The sequence below is a fragment of the Blastomonas sp. RAC04 genome (assembly GCF_001713435.1).
GTDB lineage: Bacteria > Pseudomonadota > Alphaproteobacteria > Sphingomonadales > Sphingomonadaceae > Blastomonas > Blastomonas fulva.
This window is the reverse complement of sequence record NZ_CP016462.1, coordinates 40,903-62,680: the sequence shown is the minus strand read 5'-3', so window position 1 is coordinate 62,680 and position 21,778 is coordinate 40,903. Positions and strand designations below refer to the sequence as shown.

General features: G+C 61.0%; 26 protein-coding genes. 6 read left to right on the top strand and 20 right to left on the bottom strand.

The window, feature by feature from the left end:
* Positions 1-4: 4 nt before the first annotated feature.
* The 19 genes from BSY18_RS19885 to BSY18_RS19795 form a co-directional block, all read right to left on the bottom strand.
* Positions 5-1,447, bottom strand: coding sequence for a conjugal transfer protein TraH (locus tag BSY18_RS19885; protein ID WP_069052128.1), 1,443 nt, complete (start codon positions 1,445-1,447; stop codon positions 5-7).
* Positions 1,447-2,250 carry a conjugal transfer protein TraF gene (traF, locus tag BSY18_RS19880; protein WP_069052127.1) on the bottom strand — a complete coding sequence of 268 codons (804 nt, stop codon included), beginning with the start codon at positions 2,248-2,250 and terminating at the stop codon, positions 1,447-1,449. The genes BSY18_RS19885 and traF overlap by 1 nt, the downstream gene beginning before the upstream one ends.
* On the bottom strand, positions 2,247-2,624 hold the full coding sequence (locus tag BSY18_RS19875) for a hypothetical protein (RefSeq protein ID WP_069052126.1): 378 nt from the start codon (positions 2,622-2,624) through the stop codon (positions 2,247-2,249). Before BSY18_RS19875 ends, traF begins: the two co-directional genes overlap by 4 nt.
* A 3-nt stretch (positions 2,625-2,627) precedes the next feature.
* On the bottom strand, positions 2,628-4,295 hold the full coding sequence (locus BSY18_RS20785) for a conjugal transfer protein TraN (RefSeq protein WP_150126412.1): 1,668 nt from the start codon (positions 4,293-4,295) through the stop codon (positions 2,628-2,630).
* 65 nt (positions 4,296-4,360) lie between these two features.
* On the bottom strand, positions 4,361-5,098 hold the full coding sequence (gene trbC, locus BSY18_RS19865; RefSeq protein WP_069052124.1) for a type-F conjugative transfer system pilin assembly protein TrbC: 738 nt from the start codon (positions 5,096-5,098) through the stop codon (positions 4,361-4,363).
* 10 nt (positions 5,099-5,108) lie between these two features.
* The gene (gene traU / locus BSY18_RS19860) at positions 5,109-6,101 is read right to left on the bottom strand and encodes a conjugal transfer pilus assembly protein TraU (protein WP_150126411.1); all 993 of its coding nucleotides are present in this window, start codon (positions 6,099-6,101) and stop codon (positions 5,109-5,111) included.
* A 37-nt stretch (positions 6,102-6,138) separates the two neighbouring features.
* The gene (locus BSY18_RS19855; RefSeq protein ID WP_069052122.1) at positions 6,139-6,411 is read right to left on the bottom strand and encodes a hypothetical protein; all 273 of its coding nucleotides are present in this window, start codon (positions 6,409-6,411) and stop codon (positions 6,139-6,141) included.
* Positions 6,408-6,998 (bottom strand): type-F conjugative transfer system protein TraW, encoded by a 591-nt coding sequence (traW, locus tag BSY18_RS19850; RefSeq protein ID WP_236823539.1) that lies wholly within the window; start codon positions 6,996-6,998, stop codon positions 6,408-6,410. The genes BSY18_RS19855 and traW overlap by 4 nt, the downstream gene beginning before the upstream one ends.
* A 68-nt stretch (positions 6,999-7,066) precedes the next feature.
* On the bottom strand, positions 7,067-7,543 hold the full coding sequence (locus BSY18_RS19845; protein WP_236823538.1) for a S26 family signal peptidase: 477 nt from the start codon (positions 7,541-7,543) through the stop codon (positions 7,067-7,069).
* A gap of 109 nt (positions 7,544-7,652) precedes the next feature.
* On the bottom strand, positions 7,653-8,204 hold the full coding sequence (locus BSY18_RS19840) for a TrbI F-type domain-containing protein (RefSeq protein WP_069052120.1): 552 nt from the start codon (positions 8,202-8,204) through the stop codon (positions 7,653-7,655).
* Positions 8,201-8,578: a hypothetical protein gene (locus BSY18_RS19835; protein WP_150126410.1), complete on the bottom strand. Its 378-nt coding sequence runs from the start codon at positions 8,576-8,578 to the stop codon at positions 8,201-8,203. Before BSY18_RS19835 ends, BSY18_RS19840 begins: the two co-directional genes overlap by 4 nt.
* Positions 8,575-11,148, bottom strand: coding sequence for a type IV secretion system protein TraC (traC, locus tag BSY18_RS19830; protein WP_069052118.1), 2,574 nt, complete (start codon positions 11,146-11,148; stop codon positions 8,575-8,577). The genes BSY18_RS19835 and traC overlap by 4 nt, the downstream gene beginning before the upstream one ends.
* A 6-nt stretch (positions 11,149-11,154) precedes the next feature.
* A complete protein-coding gene (locus BSY18_RS19825) occupies positions 11,155-11,877 on the bottom strand; it encodes a hypothetical protein (RefSeq protein ID WP_069052117.1) in 723 nt (240 codons plus the stop codon).
* A complete protein-coding gene (locus BSY18_RS19820) occupies positions 11,874-12,716 on the bottom strand; it encodes a DsbC family protein (protein ID WP_150126409.1) in 843 nt (280 codons plus the stop codon). Before BSY18_RS19820 ends, BSY18_RS19825 begins: the two co-directional genes overlap by 4 nt.
* 8 nt (positions 12,717-12,724) lie before the next feature.
* A complete protein-coding gene (locus tag BSY18_RS19815; RefSeq protein WP_069052116.1) occupies positions 12,725-14,014 on the bottom strand; it encodes a TraB/VirB10 family protein in 1,290 nt (429 codons plus the stop codon).
* Positions 14,015-14,019: 5 nt separating this feature from the next.
* Entirely contained in the window at positions 14,020-14,820 is an 801-nt protein-coding gene (locus BSY18_RS19810) for a type-F conjugative transfer system secretin TraK (protein ID WP_069052115.1), read from the bottom strand.
* Positions 14,817-15,383, bottom strand: coding sequence for a type IV conjugative transfer system protein TraE (locus BSY18_RS19805; protein ID WP_069052114.1), 567 nt, complete (start codon positions 15,381-15,383; stop codon positions 14,817-14,819). The genes BSY18_RS19810 and BSY18_RS19805 overlap by 4 nt, the downstream gene beginning before the upstream one ends.
* 1 nt (position 15,384) lies before the next feature.
* Complete coding sequence (gene traL, locus BSY18_RS19800; protein ID WP_054136666.1) at positions 15,385-15,669, bottom strand: type IV conjugative transfer system protein TraL; 285 nt, start codon at positions 15,667-15,669, stop codon at positions 15,385-15,387.
* An 88-nt stretch (positions 15,670-15,757) separates the two neighbouring features.
* Positions 15,758-16,075, bottom strand: coding sequence for a hypothetical protein (locus tag BSY18_RS19795; RefSeq protein ID WP_054590550.1), 318 nt, complete (start codon positions 16,073-16,075; stop codon positions 15,758-15,760).
* A 272-nt stretch (positions 16,076-16,347) separates the two neighbouring features.
* Between BSY18_RS19795 and BSY18_RS19790 the strand changes: the two genes are divergently transcribed.
* The 5 genes from BSY18_RS19790 (at position 16,348) to BSY18_RS19770 (ending at position 19,790) form a co-directional block, all read left to right on the top strand.
* On the top strand, positions 16,348-16,821 hold the full coding sequence (locus BSY18_RS19790; RefSeq protein WP_069052113.1) for a hypothetical protein: 474 nt from the start codon (positions 16,348-16,350) through the stop codon (positions 16,819-16,821).
* A 40-nt stretch (positions 16,822-16,861) separates the two neighbouring features.
* A complete protein-coding gene (locus tag BSY18_RS19785) occupies positions 16,862-17,353 on the top strand; it encodes a hypothetical protein (RefSeq protein ID WP_069052112.1) in 492 nt (163 codons plus the stop codon).
* A gap of 30 nt (positions 17,354-17,383) precedes the next feature.
* Entirely contained in the window at positions 17,384-17,659 is a 276-nt protein-coding gene (locus BSY18_RS19780) for a hypothetical protein (RefSeq protein WP_069052111.1), read from the top strand.
* Between the two features lie 370 nt (positions 17,660-18,029).
* On the top strand, positions 18,030-19,505 hold the full coding sequence (locus BSY18_RS19775; RefSeq protein WP_083231692.1) for a helix-turn-helix domain-containing protein: 1,476 nt from the start codon (positions 18,030-18,032) through the stop codon (positions 19,503-19,505).
* Between the two features lie 9 nt (positions 19,506-19,514).
* Positions 19,515-19,790, top strand: coding sequence for a hypothetical protein (locus BSY18_RS19770; protein ID WP_069052109.1), 276 nt, complete (start codon positions 19,515-19,517; stop codon positions 19,788-19,790).
* On the opposite strand, the gene BSY18_RS19765 is transcribed toward BSY18_RS19770, so the two are convergent.
* Positions 19,770-20,651, bottom strand: a complete 882-nt coding sequence (locus tag BSY18_RS19765) for a lytic transglycosylase domain-containing protein (RefSeq protein WP_236823537.1) — start codon at positions 20,649-20,651, stop codon at positions 19,770-19,772. The genes BSY18_RS19770 and BSY18_RS19765 overlap by 21 nt on opposite strands.
* Before the next feature lie 187 nt (positions 20,652-20,838).
* Between BSY18_RS19765 and BSY18_RS19760 the strand changes: the two genes are divergently transcribed.
* A complete protein-coding gene (locus BSY18_RS19760) occupies positions 20,839-21,696 on the top strand; it encodes a DUF7146 domain-containing protein (RefSeq protein ID WP_069052107.1) in 858 nt (285 codons plus the stop codon).
* Positions 21,697-21,778 lie beyond the last annotated feature (82 nt).

Here is a 21,778-nt window from a genome sequence, read left to right as displayed (position 1 = left end):
GTCCTTACTGGATGCCCTGACGCGAAAGCGACGTGCTGAATGACAACGCGGCCGACATCTGCGGCGACAGATTGTTCCTGAGCGTGCCCTCAAGGAACACCGCGCGCTGAACCACATGCTGAGTCCGGTCGAGGCGCAGCTTCATGCCTTGCGAGTATGTGTCGAGGACCTGACGCACCGAATTGATCTGATCGCGCCACTGCGAAAGAGCTTCCTCATTGGCGTTCTGGAAGGTCCCTACCCCGCGCGAGGCATAGCCATAATATTGCTGCGCAAGCGCATCGAGGAGATCCATCGCCACGATTTCGGCGAGGTCATTCATGTCGTTGCTGGTCATGCCGCCGAGGGTTGCGGCAGCGTTGACCGTCATGATCTTGTAGAGCGGTATCGTGGTCGCCCCGAGCAAGCCGATCTCGTCACTGGTGAGCGCGGCATTGCTGCGAACCTTCGCGTTCATGCTCTCGATCATCGCCCGGACCCTGGGTTTCAACGCCTGTGATGCCGAAATCGACATGGCCTGCGTGGTCGGGTTGAGGCACTTGTCGTTGGTATCGCAATTCAGCATCGTGACCGAGCTGGTGCCGTCCAGAAGCGCGGTCAGAAGGGCGCGGTCGCCCTGCCCCACGAACTGGAACCCGCGTTTGCCACTGGCATCGCCATCCTGGTAGAAAATCACCGTCCCGACGAAGGTCATGAGGTACTCGCGGAACTCAGTCGAGAAACTGGGGTAGCTTTGCTTGAGCATCTCCCACGTGAAGTTGTAACTCTGTGCAGGAATGTCGGGATCGCTGTTGGCCGCGATCGTCGCGGCTCGCTGCCCCCCTGTCCCGCATTCATGGCGGCTCTTGGCCCAATCGGAGAACAGCCCCTGGCTGTTGCCAACCGACTTGCAAATCTCCGAGGACATCCGATCGGACTTGCCCCACAAGCCGCCGACGAGGTTCTGCGCCACTTCGCAGCTGTTCATGTTGAACTGGTTCATCTGCTGAACCTTCTGTGCCATCTCCTCGATGGTCGAGGCGATCTGCGGGCTGATCGACTTGATCGCAAGCTGGAAGGCAAAGCCCAGCGCGTTGTTGGCAGTCGCTTTCAGCATCGCCACGATCTCATCGGTGTTGATGAAGGAGAAGCTGCCGGAGAAGACGTCGATGCCCCCGCATCCAGCTTTGACCCCGGGCAGCTGGAGATTGACCGGGTTCACGTTCTTTTGCGGAAAGCGGGTCCAGATGTTGCCGCCCGAGTAATAGCCTGCCGACTGGCCCTGATAGGCGACGGGACCGGTGGCATTGGCGGCGGCCCCCATGTCGTCGAAGAAGCTACCCAGCTCCGAGCCGACATTGGCACTGACCGGGGCTGCAGCGAAACTCGCTGCGGCAAGCACGGCAAGTGCCGTCCCCGACGAGCGGAAGAGGCGGGCGGCAAAGCCGCGCTTGGTCTGGCGTGCCATCAGTAGTCACTCCCGGGCTCAATCTGGGTGAGGTAGAAAATGCGCTGCATCACATCGTCGGCCGCCATCACGCCGTAGCCGATCGGAATCGGCAGCCTTGTCTGGGTGTCGAAAAGGACCAGGGCCGGCACAGCTCCGCCTTGCAGACCCATGCGCTGGTACTGGCCGCTATCAACGACATAGTTGGGGAACGCTTCGTTGGGCCCGCCATCCATCGAGACCGCGAGCACCTCGAGCCCGTATGTGTCGGACAGCGCCCGCATTACCGGCGAAAAGGTTCGGCAAGCCGAGCAGGACGAGGAGTAGAAATAGAAGACCCCGTAGCGCTCGGTGAGCGCTGCCATTGAGCCCTCACGCTGGGCTTTGCGATCCTCTGCCCAAGTCTGCTTTGCGAGAGTCGAAACAGGCCGTTCGAGCGTATAGTCGAGATCGGGGTTCTGCCAGATCGAGCGACCCCACACATCCGCGAATGTCGAAGCGCGGTCGAGCTGCTCGCGCTGGAACCGGATATAGCTGACGATGTTTTCTGACGTTGGCTCAAGAATGGCCCGTGCTTTGAGCTCATCGAGCTTCGCCGTAATCTGAGCCATGCGCTCGGTCGCAGGAATGGCTGGCGATGCGGGCCTTGCCTGCTCGCGTGCCTTGCGCTTGGCTTCCTCCGAGTTGCAGTAAAACCAGATCCCAAGCTTGCGCTCGTCGCAGTAGAACGCATCGCGATTGGCATCAGCGGGTGGCTGGGCGAGCAAGGGGACAGCCGCCGCCCCGAGGGCTGCTGCAAGGCTCAGGATCGCTAGTTTCGTCATGGGCGTTTTCCTTTTTCAAGGTCGAGCATCTGCAAGAGGAAGGCAGTCTTGAAATAACCGCGGCCGCGGTCGATCATCCGAATCATTCCCCCCGACAGGGTGGTGGTTGCCTCCACACCTGCAGGCGTGAGGCAAAAGTCGAACTCACCATCGCTCACCCGCCTGATCGATCCACAATCAAGAAGGCGCCGGATGGATGCTGCCAATTCGCCGACCGTCGCAGGCCGCAAGAACCAGTCCTTGATGAGCGCGAACATCTCGGTCTCGCTGCGCGCCAGATCACGACCAATGGCGACACTGACCGCGAGATCGAGCACCTGCGCGGGCGGAAACGGCTCGCTATGCGGGAAGGCAAGAATATCAGCACCGCTCATGGGTCAGGTCCCACCGTTCGTGTTGTAATAGTTCTGAATTTTCTGCTGGATCTGTATCGACATATCGATCTCGTCAGGCAGCTTTGCCGCATCAACGAACTCGGCATACACTTCCCGAAAATCCATGCGGCTCAAGTCAAGCTGCTGGAACTGGGCGATCAGGAAGCCCTCACAGTCAGGGCGCTGCGGCGTCCCCCACCGCATCCCAAGCTGCGCCTTGCCCTGTTCATTCAGAATACGGACGAGCTTACTGCCGTAGCAGCAGTATGACTGCTTGCGGGTCACGCAGACGCCGAGCACGCGGGATGAGCAATAGGTCCCGATAAAGCGGCACAGACCTGCATCATCCCGCTTGTCGACTTCACGGTCCTCGCGGTCGCACAGGAACGGCGTGAGAAGCGGCACGCCCTTGCCGCTGCAGCAGTTCGAAAGGCCAAAGACCTTGCGGGTGCAGCGCAAATGCTCGCCGCTGAAGATCTTCAGCCGATCAGGATCAAACCCGTCCCGCAGCTCGCCCATGACGTTCATGGCGACCATGGCGTCCTTGAACTCAGGTGATGCCTCGCGCTCGACCTGAGTGCATTCTCCATTGATGCAATAGAGATCCCCTGCACAGACATAGGCGGGCGGCGGCTGCGATCCCGCGCCGGGAATGGCGCACTGATACCAGCGATCATGGACGTTGCAGGTCACACCATCTGCGTCAAAGCTCAGGCACTCGTCATGGCTGAACCTGCAATCGCCACGCGCCTCAAGGGCACCACAGTCATTGGCAGGAGCCACCCCTTCACACTGATAGGTACGCTGCCACTCCCAGCAGCTGCGCGTCACCGAAAGACCATTGATGACCCGCGTCTCTCCGGGCGCAGTGCAGACCTCGCTTGCAAGCGTGCAGGTGGCACCATTCGTGGCGCTCTGGCAGGCGGCCTCGTCAACGGTCTCGCCGACGATCCGCGAGGTATTGCGTTCAATCCCGCCGGGGACGCCGCTTAGCCGGGACGGGCATTGCCAGAACTGGCGGAAGAAGGGCTCACCCGGCTCAGCACACCACCTACGACCAAATTCCTCTTCCACCCACTGCAGGCACCTTTGCCCTACCCGAACGGTGCGCTCGAGAGTGCAAGAGCTGGAGCCCTGTGCTTGGGCAAGCATCGGACACATCTCATTGCGATCAGCAAACGCTTCGGTTTCGCAAGAATACTCCCAGGTGCGTCGTCCCTCGGTCTGGATCTGCAACGACGCATTACAGCTGCGCGCCTCCGCAAAGGGCTGCGAGCCGGCATTGCAGCTTTCGAGATAAGTCGTGGTGCCCGTCCCTCCCGGAGGTAAGGGGTTGCAGGCTCCCGCGGCTCCTCCGGGCCCACCACCAGCGCCTAGATAGGCGTCGGGGTCAGCTTCAATCAGGCGACCGGCAGACAGGTCGACAGTGTCGGAATCGAACCGGGTCCTGTAGGGATCAACGATCACGCGGTACTCATCGCGATACCGCTGCGCTTCTCCCGCCGCCGTCAGCCCGACAGGATCGTCGACATAATCGCGCGATGGAACATCAGTGCCCTGGAAGCCGGGCACGTTTGCCGCCGAACCATTGCCAAGAATGCCCGATGACGTTGTGTCACGGACACCCTTTGCGATTGCTTCGCCTTCTACCCTCGCATCACTGGCTGCCATCTGAGCGTGCGCAAGATGACCGCAAGCCGCGAGCGCAAGGGAGACCGCAAGGATGCGCAGGCCATTCACCTCTTCCCCCTCAGATTGGCAAGAGCGAGACGGGCAACCGGCGCGCCCGGACCGTTAGCCCCGGCGAAGGTCTCGAGCACATAAGCCACACTGGTATTGCCTGAGATGCGATCATGCGGCGGCGGCGCGGTCACACAATCGAGCTGATCGCAGGGCTCGAAATCGGTCGCTAGAGCCACATAGGTAGGCACCCGGTCGACGCCGAAGGATCGAAACAGCCGGGGATCGATTGCCACATTGCTTGCGCCAGACTGGTCGACAACCTTTCGGATACCGCTGATGAAGGTCTGCGGATTGCCGGTGGAGAAGCCGCGGAAAACGACAACGCCGCCTGCCCTGGTCGTGTCAGCGATCATCTTTGCGAGCGCCTCTTCGGGCATCGACAGGCTAGCGAATGCCACGAACAGCGGCGCACCCTTGGGGCGGGCCATGCCGGCCCTGGCGCCAGCCACCATTTCGTCGAAGTCGACGGGGCCATCTTTTCCGGCGATCTGCGACACATCGAGGCCGCCGGCTGCCTCATAGCCTTGCGCGACAACCGTCTGCGCCTCTTCGCCTTGGGTTTGCGCGTTGGCGGTCGCATAGTCGAAGAGCGCCTGGGCGTCGGCTTTGAATGTATCGGCCCGCGCCTCGATCGCTTTGGGATCAAAGTCCGTCAAATCCTGAGCAACGACGGCGGTCACACCAAGCAGCAGGCTGGCGGCGAGAGCGGGGAAGAGTCCTCTGCGATTCATTGGCGCGACCTCACAGCATGCAGCAATTGCGTTTGCGCCAGAGGAGGAAGCCGACATCCTCGCCTTTGACGGGATAGACCTGCCCAGATTTGGGCAAGATCGTAGTCGCTCCAATCGGAGAACAGGCTTCGCGGCCACTCACCATGGGCGTCGGATTTACCTGCTGCATCCGGTACTGGCTCTTCTTGAGGATCGGCATGATGTACTTGGAACACAGCGCTTTCGATCCGCTGGTGCCCCAGGCGAGACCCTGACGGTGGAGCTTGTAGACCATGCGCTCGGCCGCGAGCCGCGCCGACTGCTTGATACCGATATTGGCACCAACATTGCCGTTCATCGGATACATCGAACCCTGGCAACCAGAGCACCAGAACAGCTCATCCATCGGCAATCTGGTCGTTGCCGAGATGCAATCGGCCGAGCAGGCGGCCTGCGCGATGACTGAGGTGAAAAGGGCGGCCTCGGGATTGAGGAGAGATGCCAGCTCGTCGTCCTGCCAAAGCGGATCGATCTCGCTCATATAGGCAACGTCGAACGAGCTCGCCTCGAGACACAGGAAATCGGTCACCACTTCGAGCCAGTACAGAAGCGGGTAGATGTAATAGTGCACGTGGTATTTGGCGGTGCGCTGGGACTGGCCCCCTAGCTGCGCGCCGTCCGAGGCATAACCGTTACCGATCGGAAAGCCGGGGTCGAGCTTGATGCCGCCAAGGTTCGGAAAGCACCACGGCTTGGTCGAGACATCAATCAGCCGGACCGGCTCCCAGAACCCGATCGCAAGGCCGATGCGCGGCACCGGCGTGCCGCAGGCGCAGATCGGAAGATCCGGATTGTCGGTGTCGGCACGCGATGATGGCCAGATCTTGAGCGAGCCCAGCGACAAGGGGAACATGCAGCCCCAGCACACATCGGTCACCGGATTGACGAAACTGCCTGAGCACCGACCAGGCCCGCTGGGAAGACCCTGAGCCAGAACCGGGGGAGCCAGCACGGATGCCGCCATGAACAGGGACGCAAAGCCCAGGAGGAGCGCAAGGAGCCTAGAGCGCATCGTCTCTCTCCCTCATCAACCAGGCATCATCCGCCGCGTTTTTGGCCCGGACCCAAAGGACCCCCTGAAGCAGAGCGAAGGTCGTGGCCCCTGCAAACAGTGCGAGAGCAAAGATGCCGGTTAGCGCCCGAAGTGCCCCGAACGAGACGACGAGGGCAGCGACCAGAAACAGCCCTGTCATCGTGCGCAAACGTGCCGCCTTGAGCGCGCGCGTTTCGGGGGCAGCAAGGGGAGCCGGAACCAGATTGCGCCAGGAGTTCATGCCCCCCTCCCCTTACGCGCAATGACTTGCTCAGTGACTATGAGGACGTCGCCGCGCTGCTCGACCAGCGCCGGGGTCCGGCGTATCCCGAAATAGGTGGTAAGACGGCCGTCCTGATCAAAGTAGAACCGGCGCTGGTGAGCCTTCATCAGCTCGAAGGGAGAGCCATCAACGAAGATGATCTTGGCGCGCGCATCGCCCCCGTGCTTCATCGCCCATTCGACTTCTGCCGGATCGTCACCATCAACAAAGAGGAGCTTCTTGGCTAGCGCAGCGGCGGCAAGAGGATTGACGCGCTGACCCGCCACAGCAATCAGGTTGCCCTTGTGATCACGGATGTCCTTGTCGATCCGGATCGACGGATCGAACTCCCAACTCCGGGTCTCCTCCGCAGGCGAAATCCCGGAGACCGGGACCGGGCGCATCACCCTCGCCTTCACCTTCTCGGCGAACTGGCGATTCATCTGATCGAGTTTTCCGGTCGCAGCCGCATGGTCGAGCCGCGCCTTGATAACGCTCAGGAGATCTGGCTCAGAAATGGACCATGTCTGGCCCATCTGCCCGTGGTCGACGCTTTGCCCCGACACTGCCCCGCCGCTCGAAGCCGTCGCTGACACCGCAAGTCCGCCAGCAACGAGGAAGGAGAAAGCGACCCTCACAGGATTGGCTGCCCGGTGCCGACAAGCCGGTCGCGGCACACAAAGCCGATATGCGCATAGCGGCTGTCGAACCCGTCCTTGTGCGGAGTTCCTGCAAAAATGCAGCCTTCCGGCACAACCCCGAGCGGGCCGGCGACAAGACGGTCGCCGCGCTTTGTCATCGGTTTGGTGGTCGCCACGCGCTTGCCGTTGACGTGCACATCATTGCCGATGCGCGTCACCGTGTCGCCTGGCAGACCAAGAGCGATCTTGGTGAAAGCCGCCGGCTTCGCCCCAAAATACTTGACGGTAATGGGATCATGACCGGGATGGAAAACCACATAGTCCCCGCGCACCGGAAAACGCCTGGCCTCGACCACGAACGCCCAGTTCGGGAGCGAGTCCGTCACGTTGATCATCAGCGCGTGGTTCTCGCTCCACTTCGAAGCTGCGCTGAGGGCGCCTGCAACGAGACAGACACCAGCGATCGCCACAAGCCTGCCACCGGTCGAAAGGCGTCTGGTCCCACCTGTCGTAACCGGAGGCTCGCCGTCCGACAAAAGCCGAGCGAACCCCTTGCGCTGAGCCGAACGAAGGAGCGGATCAGGGTTTGCCATCGCGCTGACGTCCCTGATTGGCAGCCATAAAGGCCTGCATCTCTTGTTCAACGCGGGCCGCCTGCCCCTGAGGAGCAGCGCCGAGCGCCTGCGCCGGTTGGGGACGCGGAACCTTTGCGTAAACGGCAGTCTTCACGCTCTGCGTGACGTCGGGAACTTCGCCGCCCACAATCGCCTCATGAACGAGCACGACTTTCCCGGACTTCGACAGGCCGGAGACCGTCTCATCAAGCGCAGCCATGAAAACAGCGGTTTGCCGTGCGGCGGTCTGCTCGTCAGCGTTCGAGCGTGCCTGTGCCTGGAGATACTCCCCAATGATGCCCTGCAGCTGAAGCTGGACAAATTCTTGCTGCCCTGACCCCTGTGCGGCAACGCTCTTGGTCACCCAGGCCCCCCAGACAAAGGTTGTCGCCGCGCCCGCGAACAGGAGGATTTCGCGAGCCGACAGCGCGGCAAAGCGACTGCGAGGTCTGACCTGTGAGGCCTTTGCAGACGCGGGTGTGGCAGGCGCCGCCATATGGTCGAAAAGGTCCGTCATTGGTCATCTCCGGCAACAGAAAAGGCTGAAATCAGGCTCGCGCGGCGGAAGAAGGCGATCAGCACAAAGCCCGTGAGCATGACGCCGAAGCTGATGGCCGCGAACTGGCCGCGTCTCGAAGCGTCTGCTGCAACGAAGCGCGACGCGAGATTATCCAGATGAAGCATCAGGCCATCGAGAGTGAAGCCGCCAAGGACAAGGAAGAACAGCGTGGCGATGCCCAGGGTCGCAAGCGCGCTGGTGGCAAGCCAACCGCTGAACCGAAGGGCAATAACGACAAGATCCTGAGCGGCCTTCTTGCGGCGCGCAATGGGCGAGTGACGCATCAGGGAACGGCCAAGGGGACGCTCCATGGGACGAGAAGGCGTGCTCATTCTGCAGCCTCCCTCATCGGAAAATCTTCAGGCACCTGATGTTCTTCAGGGAATGCGACTGCCTCGATTGCATCCGGCATCCGGTAGCCACGGTGCACATAGTCCTCGATCTGAGCGAAGACGTGCGGGCTCGATGAATAGAGTGTGCCCGAAAACCGGTCGAGGACGAGCCGAGCGACGCATTCGGTCTCTGGACCCCGAATGAAGATGTCCGAATAGTCGGTGCCGTTCCTCTTCAGCGACCGGAGCAAAGCCTCGGTCATGTTGCCCATCTCGAACCGGTCCGAATTGCGGAAATCCGAGATGGTCTCGCCCTTCTGCTGGAGGATGAGAAACCAGTCGGAGTTTTCGAGGGCGGCCCGCGAGCCTTCGGACTTGTAGTAATCGTGGATCGACTGCGTCGCGGTGATCAGCGCGCCGCCATATTTGCGGCAGGTGCGCGAATAGGTCTCGACGAAGTCGGCCATCGCCCCGCCCTTCAGCATCTGCCAGGCCTCATCGATGATCAGCGGTTTCGGGATCGCGCGGTCCATCCGGCGCATAACCTGCGAGGCAATGAACATGATCGAGGTCAGAACGACGCCGCGTAGCTCCACCCGGGTCGCAAGGTCCGAGAGCTCGAACACGGTAAGATCGGCCGACAGATCAAGGTTGGCATCGCCAAGGAAGAACTTCCCGTAGGTTCCCTTGGCGGCGAACGGCAGCAGCGAGGTCGCCAGATCATAAGCGAAGGGATGCTCGTGGCCCTTGAGGGCCTGCATCACGTGATCGATTGTGCCGTCCCGCCCATGGGTGTCCCAAACAAGATTGACCGCCTGGTCGATAAGCCCGCGTTCGGTGTCATTGAGCCGGGTCTCATTGCGCGCCATCTGCGACACGATGGATTTGAGCATCGCAAGGCAGTCGACCAAATAGTCGTCGTCACCTTCGGCAAGGGCCTCGTTGATCATGCGAAACGGGTTGATCGAAATGCCCGACGACAGCTTGAACTCGGTGAACGTCCCGCCCAGCGCCTTGGCCATATGCTCGAAGCTGCGGCCGTCATCGATCACGATGGTCTTGGCCCCAACCCCTGCAAAGCTTGCCGTGAGGTCCTGCAGCAGCACCGACTTGCCTGAACCGGACTTGCCCGAGATTGCCACATTGTGGTTGCCGGCACTGTTCTGGAAGGGTGACCAGAATTGCGGCTGACCCCGGCGTCCGATGAAGAGCAGGTGCGGGATGTTGCCGCCGATGTATTCGCCCTGGATCGGCGCAATCGCAGCAAGGTTCGCCGAGCGCATGGTGCGCATGCGCTTCATCCGCTTGAGGTCGCTGTCGAGCCCGTCAGCCAGCAGCAGCGGAAAGTGCGCCATGAAGGCGGGAAGCTGGATATGGGTCTCGTCAATCAGATCCCACCCGCTCGCCTTGTAGAGAGCCTTTAGCGTGCGCTCGCACGGCTCGCCCCGGCCCTTCGGGGCGATGATCGTGACAGCATAGTAGCAGGACACGAGCTTCTCGCCCTGCTTGACCCGGTCGGCCACGAACTGCCACTCAGCCGCTTCGGTACGCAGCTTGGGCACAAGCTTCACGCCCTTGCCTTCCGCAAGCGAGCTGGTGCGCACGAACTTGTAGCCGGCCTTTGCTTCAGAAGACTCCTGGTTGGGGATCACCCCACAAGCCGTCTGCAAGACGGGACAGGGCAGCGAGAGCTTGGGATTGAAGATGTCCCCAATCACCTTCTGGCTATCCCAGGGTGCCCAGCGATCCGGAAAATTGCGCACCGCCATGGTGCGCACATCGAAGCGCTCAGGCACGTAGTCCTTCAACTCGGGCACGCCATCGACTGATGACCCGGTGGGCCGCAACGACTGTGCCTCAAGCACGAGGCGGTCACGCCCGACATGGGTGACGAGATCCCGCCTGATGCATTGCTCATTGATGGGATCGAACCGGTTGTATCCCGGCACTTCATCGCCAGCGCCAGTGGACGGGGCGAGGACCTCATCGAAGAAGCGGATGAGGTCGGTCGGAGCGAATTCCTTGACCGGGACATCGATGGAATCGAGGGCAGAAATGATCCCCTCGCGCATGGTCAGGAGGTCATCGGTCGAGAGGCCCGAACCGTCACTTATCCCGACTGCCAGCAACACGCGAAAGCTCCGCACAAAGAACGGGCCATCGCTCGCAAGAGTGGACCATGCTCCATTGCGCAACTTGTCGACGCGGTGACGGGCGAGCGTCTGGAAAACCCCCGAAGCCTTGTAGCGCGGCAACGCCCAGGTCTGCAGTTTCTCAGCAACGCGCGGGCTCGAATAGTTCGTGACCGAGAACTTGGTGCCGGGCAGAAGAATGTCGGAGAACAGCGACCCGATCACATCATTGACCCGGTCGTTTGCACCGACAAGCGGCGCGAGCTCGATGATGAAACCCTTCGAGCGGACCTGATGAAAGATACGCTTCTCCTCATCGAACGAGCGATATCCGAGGAAATGGGAGAGCATTGGCACGCTGGCAGGCCGGGCGTTCTGCTCAGGCTTGCGAGCATCGCCGGTTACCAGATCGATGATGTTGGTGAAGGCCTGCAGCATGGCGCGTTACTCCGGCGTTGCAGGGGGCGTTGCAGGGAATGAGGCGGCCTCGCGCCTCGGCAATCGCTGCTGTGATGCGAGGCGCTCGGAGACCTTCGCCTCAATCTCAGCGATCGGGTTGGCAGGCTGAGAAGCCGCTTGCTGGGCTGGGGCCTGCTGGATCGGCGCTGGGGTCTTTGGAAGATTGGACGCCATGGCAGTCTCAGCGCCCACGGAACCCGGCTGACCGTCATCCAAGATGCCAGGAGCAATCGCCATGAATTGCGGTGCGCTCTCGGCGGCCGCCAACAGCCCCTGAGCACGCGCAGGCTTTGCACCTCGCAGCGCGATTGTCTCGAGAGCATCGCCCCGGCCCGGGAGCATCGCCTGAACTGGCACCGCGATCCGGGCATGGGCTGTGCCTGCGGCATCCGTGTAGCCCGGAAACACGACAGACAGCTCGTAACTCGGCGACGAACGCGCAACGAGTGCTTCGGAACCGAGCGACGGGCCGCGCACAGGCGCCGAAATCCCGTCGTCCATCCGGAACGGGCCTGCAGGGTTGAGAAGATCCGCCGAGGTGGTCTCCTCAATCCGCGCAATTGCACTGTCATCGATCACCAGCGATGGCGCGCAGATACCATCTGGAGCCTCGCAGCGGAACTTGCCGCTGACATTGGTACCGAGCGTCGTACAGGCCGACAGCCCGAACGTCACCGCCGCGATTGCCATTGCGCCTTTGGTGTTCATGACACCTTCTCCTTCAGCCAGGTTTCGAGGAACTCGCGAGGGCGGAAGCCGTGGAGGACAGCGCCATCGTCGCGCACAATGACCGGGGTGCCGGTGAAGCCATGCTTCCTCGCAAAGGCCTCATTGGCATCGAGGCCCGAGGTGTCGCAGCGCCGACCGCTCGTGATCGCGCCTCCGTCATAGGCATCGTTCACCGCGCGGCGCTTGTCGGTCGCACAGATGACCGCCTCGGAGATTGGACGGGTGCCGAGCACCGAAATCGGGCGCTCAACGACCTTGACGTCGAGCGTCGCGAGGGTTTCGTGGAGGCGTTTGCAATACCCGCACCGGAAATCGCTGAAGACGGTGAGCGTCCGGCCACCCTTGCCCATCACGACGCTGCCGCTCGAGGGCAGAGCTGCCAGCGCCGCGGGATCGATGCGTGGCAGAGGCTGCGCGCCGCCTGCACCTGCCTGCCGTGCCGGTGTTGGTTCGGCAGCGTCCTCTTGCTCGCCAGCGCCCCCCGCCCCGACCAGCATGTCCGGGTTCATCTCAAGCAACCGGGCGGCTGTGAGATCTTGCTTGGTCTCCATGTCGTAGACACGGCCAATGATGAGATAGCGCGCCGAGCGGTCGATGTAGAAGAGGTTCTGGCGTGCCTGAACTTCGCAAACGCCCTCGATCTTGTCGCAGTCGATCGTGGTGATCTCGGTCTTGGGGAGACGTTTGACCAGCGCTGCCTTGATCGTCGCAGCGTCGTCTGCCGCCGCGGCATGAGCGGCTGCTGCAATTGCAGCGAGGGAGCCAGTGAGCGCGAGGGCGGCCCCTGCCACCTTCCATGTGGTCCATTTGAATTCCATGACGGGCCTCAATTCCTGATGAAGGTGCCGTCGAGGAACACGACCTCGACCGCAGCACCGGTGGGCATCTCGACGACCGGCTGATATTGCTCGGCCCGTTCGATCAGATAATCGGAGAGAGTGTTCCCGGCGTTGGCCGCGCCGCCGCCAATCGCCTGAATGCCGACATCGGAAGCTGACGGGAGCACGGGATCTTGCGAAATCCGTGGGATCTGATTGGCGCCCTGGAAGGCGTTGCCTACCCCGCTCACCAGCCCTGCGAGAAACGCTTGCGTGGTCAGCGAGCCTTCACGGCTGACAACCCGTCCGCGAACGCCCACTTTGCCGCCAAAGGCAATGAAGCCCTTGACCTCGGACACCGCAAAGCGCCCGCCGGGCTGCGCGCAGGTCATGCGCTGCAGCTTCACATAGACCTTTTCGCTGGAGAGATCGCCATAGGCCGCACCATTGACCATGCAGCCCTGAACGCGGGTCGCGAGCAGCTTGCCGTCACCATAGACCGAGCGCGCCGGCCCGGTGATCCGCAGAAGAACCGGCAGAGGGTCACTCTGGCTGCGGGTATTGGTCGTCGCATCAACACCGACCACCACGGTGGCATTCGCGATCGAGTTGGGCGGAAGGTAGTTCGGGGAGTCGGTGTAAACCGCAGGGGCCTTGGCCGGATCAATGCGCGAGCCCGTCCCGCCCGCTTGCGCGAAAGACACCATCTGCACATCGTTGCCGCGGCGGGGCAATGTGGCGGAAGGTGCGCCGGACGCAGCCGGCGAAGGCACGCCCATCTCACGGGCAGCCGCGACCGGCCCGGGGGCAGTCGGGCGGGGGGTGCCCCTGGTGACCTGCTGGCGCAGTTGCTGGTTCTCACGCTCATAGGCCTCGAGCACCTGCTGCCCGTCGCGCGCCATCGCGGCATTTTCACCGCGCAATGCCTGAATCTCGCTCTGCAATTGCGCAACCTGACCAGCCTGCGCCTCGACACCTTTGAGGCGCTGATCCTGAGAATTAACCTGGCCTTCGTAGATGGCCATCCATTCCTGATCGACGCGCTGGCGGTTCATCAGGGCATCGGTTGACACCTCGGTCTCGTGCCCAGGCTTGGTTGCCTCTTCGACCACGGTTTCGGTCCGCAAGACATACATGGTCGAAGCCACGACAGCGACACCACCGAGCCCGAAAAACAGCATTCTCTGCCGCTTCTGTGCCTTGTCATTGTCGATGATCGAGCCCGTTTCATCGACCGCATCGCGGCCATCGGCCTCGGCGCCATCCAGATCCTTGGGCTTGCGCTTGAGAAAATCCATGAGGCTTACCTTCCTGCAGGCACGACCACGTAAGCAGCAGTCGCCTGCCCGCTTGCGAGGTTGGGGTTGGAAATTGTGACGGCGATTGCACCGTCCCCGGCGATGAGCTCTTCGCGAAGCGCGATCGGTGAGGAGCTGGTATTCTCGATGCGCAGGACCTTCCCGGTCATCGTCGGGCTGCGGTACTCGGTGATGAGCTGGACCTTCATATCGCCGACGTTGACCGGGGCACGGGCCGCATCGCGGATCTCGAAGCCGGTCACCGGGCGCTGTTCGAACATCGCCCTGACGAGCCCGACAGCGCGATCCTGCAACGAACCTGATCCTGTAAGGACCTCAGGCTTGGCGGACGGATTTTCGATATCGGCGTTGCCCACGAAAACCTGCACGGCGTTGTCACCGCCAATCTGGCAGTCGAACTTGTAGACAAGGCCCTTTTGCGTCGTCCCGAAAAAGGAGATGTTCGGCTTTGAATAAGCTTCGGGTACCGAGATGTAGATATCGCCGCGGGTGGGTTCGTGGACGATCGAGAAGTCTTGGCCCTCGACGCCAGTTTGCACTCTGGATACCGACACGAACCGGTCATCCTTCAGCGAAATGCGCGTCAGGTCGGCCTTCGATGCCCGGCAGCGAACCTCTCCATTATCGACGGCGAGGATGTTTTCGTCAGCAAAAGCTGGCGTGGCCGCCATGACGAAGCCGACAGTGAAAAGTGCAGCGCCAAGCCCGCGAAGAAGATGGCTGTCGATGCGGAAAAGCAGCGGCGCGCCCGAGGCAAGGCAAAGCGTCGAGACAGAGAAGGTCATTGGTTGGCTCCTTCCTTCTTAACGACGACACCAAACCCCTTCAGGCGCAGCGACACGCCGGTGTAGGTCCAGTGAAATTCGAAGATCTTGTGCTCGCGGCGCACGTCCTTGGATCCGACGATGGTATGAAGGACGCCGCCGACCTGGCTGGTGAGGTTTTCCGGATCGGTGCGGATCCAGTTGATCGTGACAAACTGGGTCACCTGCGACCCCTCCTGCTCAGCCACGATCCGCAGGAGTTTGGCCTTGAGAGGCCCGCGCGCCTCCGGCGCGGAAATGGCCACGATGCCATCAAGCCAGTACTGGAGTGTTTCGGGCGAGCGGTTGAGCGCGAGCTGCGCAGTGTCGCGCGTCACGGCCTCAAGATACTCGGGCGTGAGCGCTGCAGAGCTCAGCGTCATCTGGCTGGGCAGGATGGGCTGCAGCACGACCTCGCGGTCCCGCGTCGATGCCGCGGTGAACATGACCACCACGAGAATGCCGAGCACGACACAGATGAGCGCAAGCAGGTTGCGTTGCTTGAGGGTCCGCTGCGACGCCTCATGAGCAAAAGAGATTTCCATATCAGCCCGCCATCACACGAAGATGAGATGGCGGAGCGACCTTCAGACCGAAGAATTCTCCCGGCAAATGCCAATAGGCAAAATGCAGGACCCAATGCATCGAACGCCCAGCTTTGACTTTGCGATAGCCGAACCACGCAGCCAGGGCCAAAAGGAGCCCGATGACAACGTGCTGAGCGAGGATGCCCCAGGTGAAGGGTATGACCATCACCAGGAATTCATCGAGGGTCCAGAACCCGATCAGTTCTGGATCGTCGAGATGTTTTGGGATCGAATACTGGTCCAAGGATCAACTCCGCCAGAGGGAGGACAAGGAGCGGCAGCCCAAAGGTGAACTGCGGTACCCTTGCCATCATGAAGCGAGGGCGCAGCGTTCAGACCGTGCCGGTAACCGAGGCGGTGACGATCGGAATGCCGGTCCCGGCGCCGACGCCGACGCCCACAGGGATTGCGACCTGACCGAGCGAAAAGCGGCCCGACGCAAGCGCCACGATCCCGCCGGCGAGCGAGAGCACGGTGATGATCCGGCCCCCGGAGCCTTCAAGGAAGCCGGTGAACTGGGCGAGAGCGGTGTTGAAGGTCGTGTCGGCCCCCGCCATTGCGGCATCAGCGCCGAACACGCTGGCGGCCGCGAGCGCCGCAATCGCAACAGCAAGCGTGCCGCTGCGATTCTTCAGATCGAGACTTGTCATTGAGATTTCCCTTTCGGTTGGATGCTGGCGTCTGCCGCCACAGCCAAAGTCCGCCCGGGAGGAACTATTTCTCAACACCGAAGTGTCAGGATTTCTAAGGAAATGAGAGTTTGGGGCAGAATTGAACCCCGCCCAGGATTCGATTCGCTCCCAGACTGGGAATGAGAATTTCCCACCGTGGTCCAATTTGCGACCCACACCGGGGATGTTTGTGCCCCACAGCGGGCGAAAATCAGCCCCAAGGTGGAGAGGAATCCGCCCCACGGGTAAAAATGCGCAAAAAGGATGACCCGGAAACCGCGCAGTTGCAGGATGACAAGTTCAGACGCTGCCACATCGAGAGAAAGGAGATCGAATTGAGCAAAAGCACGTATGTAGCCCACGAGATTTCCATCAGTGCACACGCCTTCGAAGATATCGTCAGGGCCATCGCAGCACTCAGCCTTGAGCAGACGCGCTTTGTTACGTTCAAAGACGTCATTCTCCATGCGTTGGAGCGGTACCCAGCCCTCAAAGAGGGACATTCCGCAGCGCTGGAGACCCTGCTTCCTGTGGACGGACCCGTTCGGGTCTACGTACGTCTCAATTCTACGGACAATGCGGCTGTTGAGCGGCTTAAAGGGGAGCTGAACGCCGCTACCAAGGCTCATTGCGGGGTGCGCGAAACACTGATTTTCTGCGCAATGTTGGTAGCGGAAGGCGAATTTTCCGCTTGCAAAATGCAAATGGACAAAGTCAAACTATGAAACTGCATGGAGTGGAATACATGGGATCGTGGAGGCACGCATGTGCGAAGGGACAGAAGATGGAGTCGCCAGCAGAGCTCACAGCGTAAACCAACTGTATGCAGCGCTCATCAAGGAACAGATGAGGTTGCAGAACACAAGCTTGCGCAAACTGACCGATGAAGGCGTGATCAAAGAGAGTCGGCGGAAGAAGTTCTTCGACAAGGTCGAAGATGGAAATCTTACGATCGACGAATTCCAACGCGTCCTGCTCCATCTGAAAATCGACCCTATCCGAGCAGGCCTCGTTCTGCTGTGCTATGAAAGCGCTAGCTCCTACGAAGACCCATGCTGCGAGACGACGGCATTGGTTGCGGTGGCACTGGCGGCCCGGCTACCAAACGAACTCGCAGCTTGCGAAGGGCAGTTCGAGACCATTCGTCAAAGCCTGTGTGACACGATCGCCCGTAAGACATCGTCGGCCATCGCCAAACACCACATGTCGCTTGAAAGCCGGCATAACGGCGGCGGTTTTGAACATGCGTATGCTTGAGCCTTGTACGGCGAAACGAGCCCGCGCTGCATGACGAACCGCGTGACTGGTCACGGGCAGACGTCCTGTACCGCACAGCGAAGCGCAAATATAGCGCAGCACCGGAAAGCGGAGCAAAAACGCAAACGCCGTCAGGATGGTTTGCGCCCCCTCGAAATCTGGCTGCCAGCAGCCATGATCGAGATGATTGACCAGCTGAAAAGGGATGATCTCTCGTCCAGGGAAGCGGTCATCGCAGCGATTGTGGCGACAACGCTCAGCGTCAGATCGCCTGAACCATCAGAAGGACAACCGATGATGCTCTGAAACTGAAAGGGGGCCCCGCGCCAACGGGACCCCCTTTAACGCATCCTGTTGCCAGAGCGCCAAGTACACCTCGCTTCCTAGCAACAGGCCGAATGGCAAACAAGCGCTTCTGCGCGCGATGAAACGCGCCCGAACGCTGCCAGGGATCGCCGCACCAACTGGTGCACATGAAAGGGAGGTCAGCGACGCAGACATGAAAAACCCGGGCAGCGCCCGGGCCTTTCGAAGGAAGCTGTAATTTGCCGCGCCAAAGCGTGGCGAGAGACACCGGCAAGCTACCTGCTCCCTGACAACTTGCAAGCATTTTCCGCAGATTTTGCGGGCAACGTTTTTTGTCTGTGCCGCACCTCAGGACTGAGGGAGCGAAGGGATGACTATTGTCCAGAATCAGGCAGCCTGGGAGGTGAATAGCCGTCGCCGGGGAGCCGCAGCGATCGGTGCCTGTCTGCCAAAACTAGGGATGCTCGAGACCGAACGGCTGACCATGATCAATTTCATGAAAGACCCGGCAGATCGGGCGAGACATGCAGCGCGCGTCAGCAAGATGATGCGAGGGTTCGGACATACCGGGACCGAAAACGCAGGCAGAGAGCGTCGGCGCAAACTACTCGATATCATCGAGACCTTCGCGAGAATGCCGCCCGTGACGATCGATGTTCCGAGAATCGTCTGGCGCGATCTTTACGATGCCGCCGCGAGCATCGCGGCCATGAATATCGACTGGGACAGCCGCTGCGGGCCGCTCATTGCCGCCTCGAACGACCATCTCAAATGCCGGATCGGATGGACCGCCGCGCGCAAGAACATCAGGCGCCTTGCCGAATACGGCCTGATCATCCCCCATTGCCTCGCCGGCAACGGCAAGCGATTTCTTGGGTCACGAGACAGCGAGGATCGCTCCGACGCATCAGGATGGTCGCTAGCGCCGCTACTCCTCCTTGAGGATTACCTCACACAACTGGCCGCCACCGAGAAGGCCCTGGCCGCGCAAAACCTGATCCTGCCCAACCAAATTCGAAGGGCAACAAGCAGCGCGTACCGGCTGCTGCGGCCGTTCGAGCAAGGCCGCCCCTGGGCTGACAAGGCCAGAAAGAAGCTCGATGCGATCGCTGCGGCGCGGCGCACATACCAGAGGCGGAAAGGATCCTTGGACGCGATCGCAGTGCTCGATCGCCTCGCCGAGGTCGCGACGCGGCTGCTTGATCGGTTGTCAGAGCGCATATCGCTCGGCGAGATTGCGTCGCTGACACCTTCCCGGGACACTAGGTTGCGCCAGAATGGCCACCATCAATACAGCCCTGAAGAAGCTCTTGAATCTGTATACGGCTTGGCAGAGGGCGCTTGCCGACGGGAACCTGATGACGTTCGAACCACGCCTGATGCCGACAGGGTGAAGCAAGAAACAGCCGATGCTTGTCAGAACGCGCAGGTCTCGGCCGACGCGAATGATGTCTACGGCATCCATCGATCGGGTTTCGTTTGGGCCGAGGTCCCTGCCCTATTCCCCTTTATCGACGGCATGGTCGAAATTGGAGCCCGACCGGGCCTGAACGAGCTCCACGACGTCGCTCGCGTCTGCCAGATAGGCCAGGCTACGGCCGCGCGGGCAAGTGCGATACTGGGCACAGGGATCGCACTCCTGTGCGCGCTGATCACCGGGCATCACCTGGCCAACGGACAAATCCGCAAGACGCCCGATGCATACATGCAGGCGCTGGTGCGGCGCGCCCGCAACGGTGAGCTCAATCTCGGCCACACGCTGCTCGGCCGCAAAAAGGCAGTATTCGGCCAGGGGGATACAAGAGCTTCGAAAATGCGTATCTCTCTTCGATCATCGCTGCACTAGGTCCGACTCATGAAGCAGGAAGCCCTTATCGCTTGGACATCGCTCTACATCGGCGTGGGAATGATGGCGATGATCTGCGCAGTGCTCGCGGTAGTAGTGACGGCCGACGACTGGCGCACTGGCAGGTGGCGACCCGCCCACCAAACGGGAATCCAGAAAGCTCTGGTCATCCCGAAGCTCTGGCTTCGCTGGCAACTCAACTACCTCAAGGGCGCGCCCGTCATCCTGGCGATCAGTGTGTACTATGCTTGGGCTACTGGGTTCTCAGTGTTCTGGAACGTCTGATCGTCCGTCGAACGAGGCAAGCATCACCCGGCGAAACGGATTGGGCGCGGGAAGCGTCGCCGAGGCCAGCGACACGCCGCCGATCGAATTCGGATTGCCGATCGAACCCATGATCGTGCGCACATAGTTGCGGGTCTCACGAAACGGCGGGATGCCGCCAAACTGGTCCACACGGCCCGGGCCTGCATTGTAGGCAGCCAGTGCAAGTTCCCATGTTCCGAAGCGATCCAGCTGCTCGCGCAGATACCGCGCACCACCGACAAGGTTTTGCCGAACATCCCAAGGGTCGCTGACACGCAGATATTGGGCCGTGCCGGGCATCAGCTGAGCCATGCCCATCGCACCGGCGCTGCTTCGGGCGAAGGGGCGATATCTGCTTTCCTGCGCCAGCAAGGCGTCAAACAGAACAACGGGCACGCCGGCATCGCAAGCGACGTCGACGATCAGGTTGAAATAGGCTGTCCGGCGAGCCTGGGCATCCCTGCTGATACCATATCGCGGGAAGAAGCTGCGGGACTGGCAGAGCGGGTCATCCTGCGAAGGGCGGAAGGGTGAAGAAGCAGGGCCCATGAATGATGCACCTGCCCGCATCCACGAAGGAACAGCGGGACGCGCGGCATAGGGATTGACCGTGAAGCTGTGAGGGACCAACTCAAAGTCGCCGTTCAACTCGGGTGAAAACGCATCCACTGGAGCCGGAGGCGGTTCCACTGATTGCTCGAGATCGACCGCCCCGCGCAACTGTGGGGCGAGCACAGCGAAGTCCGGTTTTGCCTCTGGCGAAAACACGTCGAGAATGGCTTCGCGCGCCGATGATGGCGTCGGCGTCAAAGCGACCAGCAAAAATAGAAGATTTTTCATGACCACACCTTTCGGCGTGGTTCGGATATCGCCCCACGTTTCTAAATGAACAGGCGGCGCATGGCAATCGCCCACAATCTGGCATCGCTCAGACGAAAGGGGCGTCGGCCATCGCGAGCCGTGCCGGAGAAGGTCGGGTCGATCCAAAGGGGAAAGATGGTGAGGCTTAGCTGAGAGGAGCGAGTTTATGCTGATTGCGCTCAAACCCAACCAGAAGACCATCGACATCGTTGCTGCACTGAAGGGCCGTTGGCACGGTTCCTACGCGATGTGCATCTGCCCTGCGCATGCAGACCGAACGCCGTCACTTTCAGTCCGGCAGGGCGAGCGGGGCATTCTGGTTCATTGTTTTGCGGGATGCCGCAGCGAGGATGTCCTGCGTGAAATCGGTCGGACCAAACCGATCCTGAATTCCCCTTCGCCAAGCTACCGGCCAGAAGGAACCCCGCCCAATGTCAGAAGGATCTGGGATCAGGGCACAGAAATCCGGGGGACGCTCGGCGAAGTCTACCTTCGATCGCGGCGACTGCCTTTCGACCTCCCCGACTTACGCTTTCATCCAAGGTGCCCGTTCGGCCGCAAGCCCAAAACCACCTTCCGGCCCGCGTTACTGGTCGCTGTCAGAACTGGGCACAAATTGACGGCTATCCAGCGGATCAGGCTCACGGACGACGGAACCTGGCATGAGGGCAAGTTTATGCTCGGCAAACCCGGACAGGGTGCTTGGGCTCCGCAGTTCGACGGCAACGTGCTCGCCATTGCTGAAGGCATGGAGGATGCGGCAAGCTACACCCTGATCAGGAAAATCCCGTGCTGGGCAGCTCTTGGGAATGAGCGCCTCGCACTGATCGAGGTTCCAGAGCATGTTGGCACACTTTACATCGCCGAGGACAACGATGGTCCTGGCCGATGTGCTGCTATAGCAGCAGTTGGATCACACAACATGTCGGAGAGGCAAATCATTCGTGATCCACCACCGAGTAGGCACCACGACTGGACAGACGCAGGCGCACACATCCGGAGTAGTCAGGTGCAAAAGGGTTAAGTGAAGAGCATTGACCGAACAACGACCCAATGCCTGGGAAGATGAAGAAGTTGATGACGGTTCAGATCATTTTGCTTTAGAA

What these genes read in the sequence shown, in the direction of transcription:
- BSY18_RS19885 (WP_069052128.1), bottom strand. Translation starts at nt 1,447, where the DNA reads ATGGCACGCCAGACCAAGCGCGGCTTTGCCGCCCGCCTCTTCCGCTCG.
- traF (WP_069052127.1), bottom strand. Translation starts at nt 2,250, where the DNA reads ATGACGAAACTAGCGATCCTGAGCCTTGCAGCAGCCCTCGGGGCGGCG.
- BSY18_RS19875 (WP_069052126.1), bottom strand. Translation starts at nt 2,624, where the DNA reads ATGAGCGGTGCTGATATTCTTGCCTTCCCGCATAGCGAGCCGTTTCCG.
- BSY18_RS20785 (WP_150126412.1), bottom strand. Translation starts at nt 4,295, where the DNA reads ATGGCAGCCAGTGATGCGAGGGTAGAAGGCGAAGCAATCGCAAAGGGT.
- trbC (WP_069052124.1), bottom strand. Translation starts at nt 5,098, where the DNA reads ATGAATCGCAGAGGACTCTTCCCCGCTCTCGCCGCCAGCCTGCTGCTT.
- traU (WP_150126411.1), bottom strand. Translation starts at nt 6,101, where the DNA reads ATGGCGGCATCCGTGCTGGCTCCCCCGGTTCTGGCTCAGGGTCTTCCC.
- BSY18_RS19855 (WP_069052122.1), bottom strand. Translation starts at nt 6,411, where the DNA reads ATGAACTCCTGGCGCAATCTGGTTCCGGCTCCCCTTGCTGCCCCCGAA.
- BSY18_RS19840 (WP_069052120.1), bottom strand. Translation starts at nt 8,204, where the DNA reads ATGACGGACCTTTTCGACCATATGGCGGCGCCTGCCACACCCGCGTCT.
- BSY18_RS19835 (WP_150126410.1), bottom strand. Translation starts at nt 8,578, where the DNA reads ATGAGCACGCCTTCTCGTCCCATGGAGCGTCCCCTTGGCCGTTCCCTG.
- traC (WP_069052118.1), bottom strand. Translation starts at nt 11,148, where the DNA reads ATGCTGCAGGCCTTCACCAACATCATCGATCTGGTAACCGGCGATGCT.
- BSY18_RS19825 (WP_069052117.1), bottom strand. Translation starts at nt 11,877, where the DNA reads ATGAACACCAAAGGCGCAATGGCAATCGCGGCGGTGACGTTCGGGCTG.
- BSY18_RS19820 (WP_150126409.1), bottom strand. Translation starts at nt 12,716, where the DNA reads ATGGAATTCAAATGGACCACATGGAAGGTGGCAGGGGCCGCCCTCGCG.
- BSY18_RS19815 (WP_069052116.1), bottom strand. Translation starts at nt 14,014, where the DNA reads ATGGATTTTCTCAAGCGCAAGCCCAAGGATCTGGATGGCGCCGAGGCC.
- BSY18_RS19810 (WP_069052115.1), bottom strand. Translation starts at nt 14,820, where the DNA reads ATGACCTTCTCTGTCTCGACGCTTTGCCTTGCCTCGGGCGCGCCGCTG.
- BSY18_RS19805 (WP_069052114.1), bottom strand. Translation starts at nt 15,383, where the DNA reads ATGGAAATCTCTTTTGCTCATGAGGCGTCGCAGCGGACCCTCAAGCAA.
- BSY18_RS19795 (WP_054590550.1), bottom strand. Translation starts at nt 16,075, where the DNA reads ATGACAAGTCTCGATCTGAAGAATCGCAGCGGCACGCTTGCTGTTGCG.
- BSY18_RS19790 (WP_069052113.1), top strand. Translation starts at nt 16,348, where the DNA reads ATGCGCAAAAAGGATGACCCGGAAACCGCGCAGTTGCAGGATGACAAG.
- BSY18_RS19785 (WP_069052112.1), top strand. Translation starts at nt 16,862, where the DNA reads ATGTGCGAAGGGACAGAAGATGGAGTCGCCAGCAGAGCTCACAGCGTA.
- BSY18_RS19780 (WP_069052111.1), top strand. Translation starts at nt 17,384, where the DNA reads ATGACGAACCGCGTGACTGGTCACGGGCAGACGTCCTGTACCGCACAG.
- BSY18_RS19775 (WP_083231692.1), top strand. Translation starts at nt 18,030, where the DNA reads ATGACTATTGTCCAGAATCAGGCAGCCTGGGAGGTGAATAGCCGTCGC.
- BSY18_RS19770 (WP_069052109.1), top strand. Translation starts at nt 19,515, where the DNA reads ATGAAGCAGGAAGCCCTTATCGCTTGGACATCGCTCTACATCGGCGTG.
- BSY18_RS19765 (WP_236823537.1), bottom strand. Translation starts at nt 20,651, where the DNA reads ATGAAAAATCTTCTATTTTTGCTGGTCGCTTTGACGCCGACGCCATCA.
- BSY18_RS19760 (WP_069052107.1), top strand. Translation starts at nt 20,839, where the DNA reads ATGCTGATTGCGCTCAAACCCAACCAGAAGACCATCGACATCGTTGCT.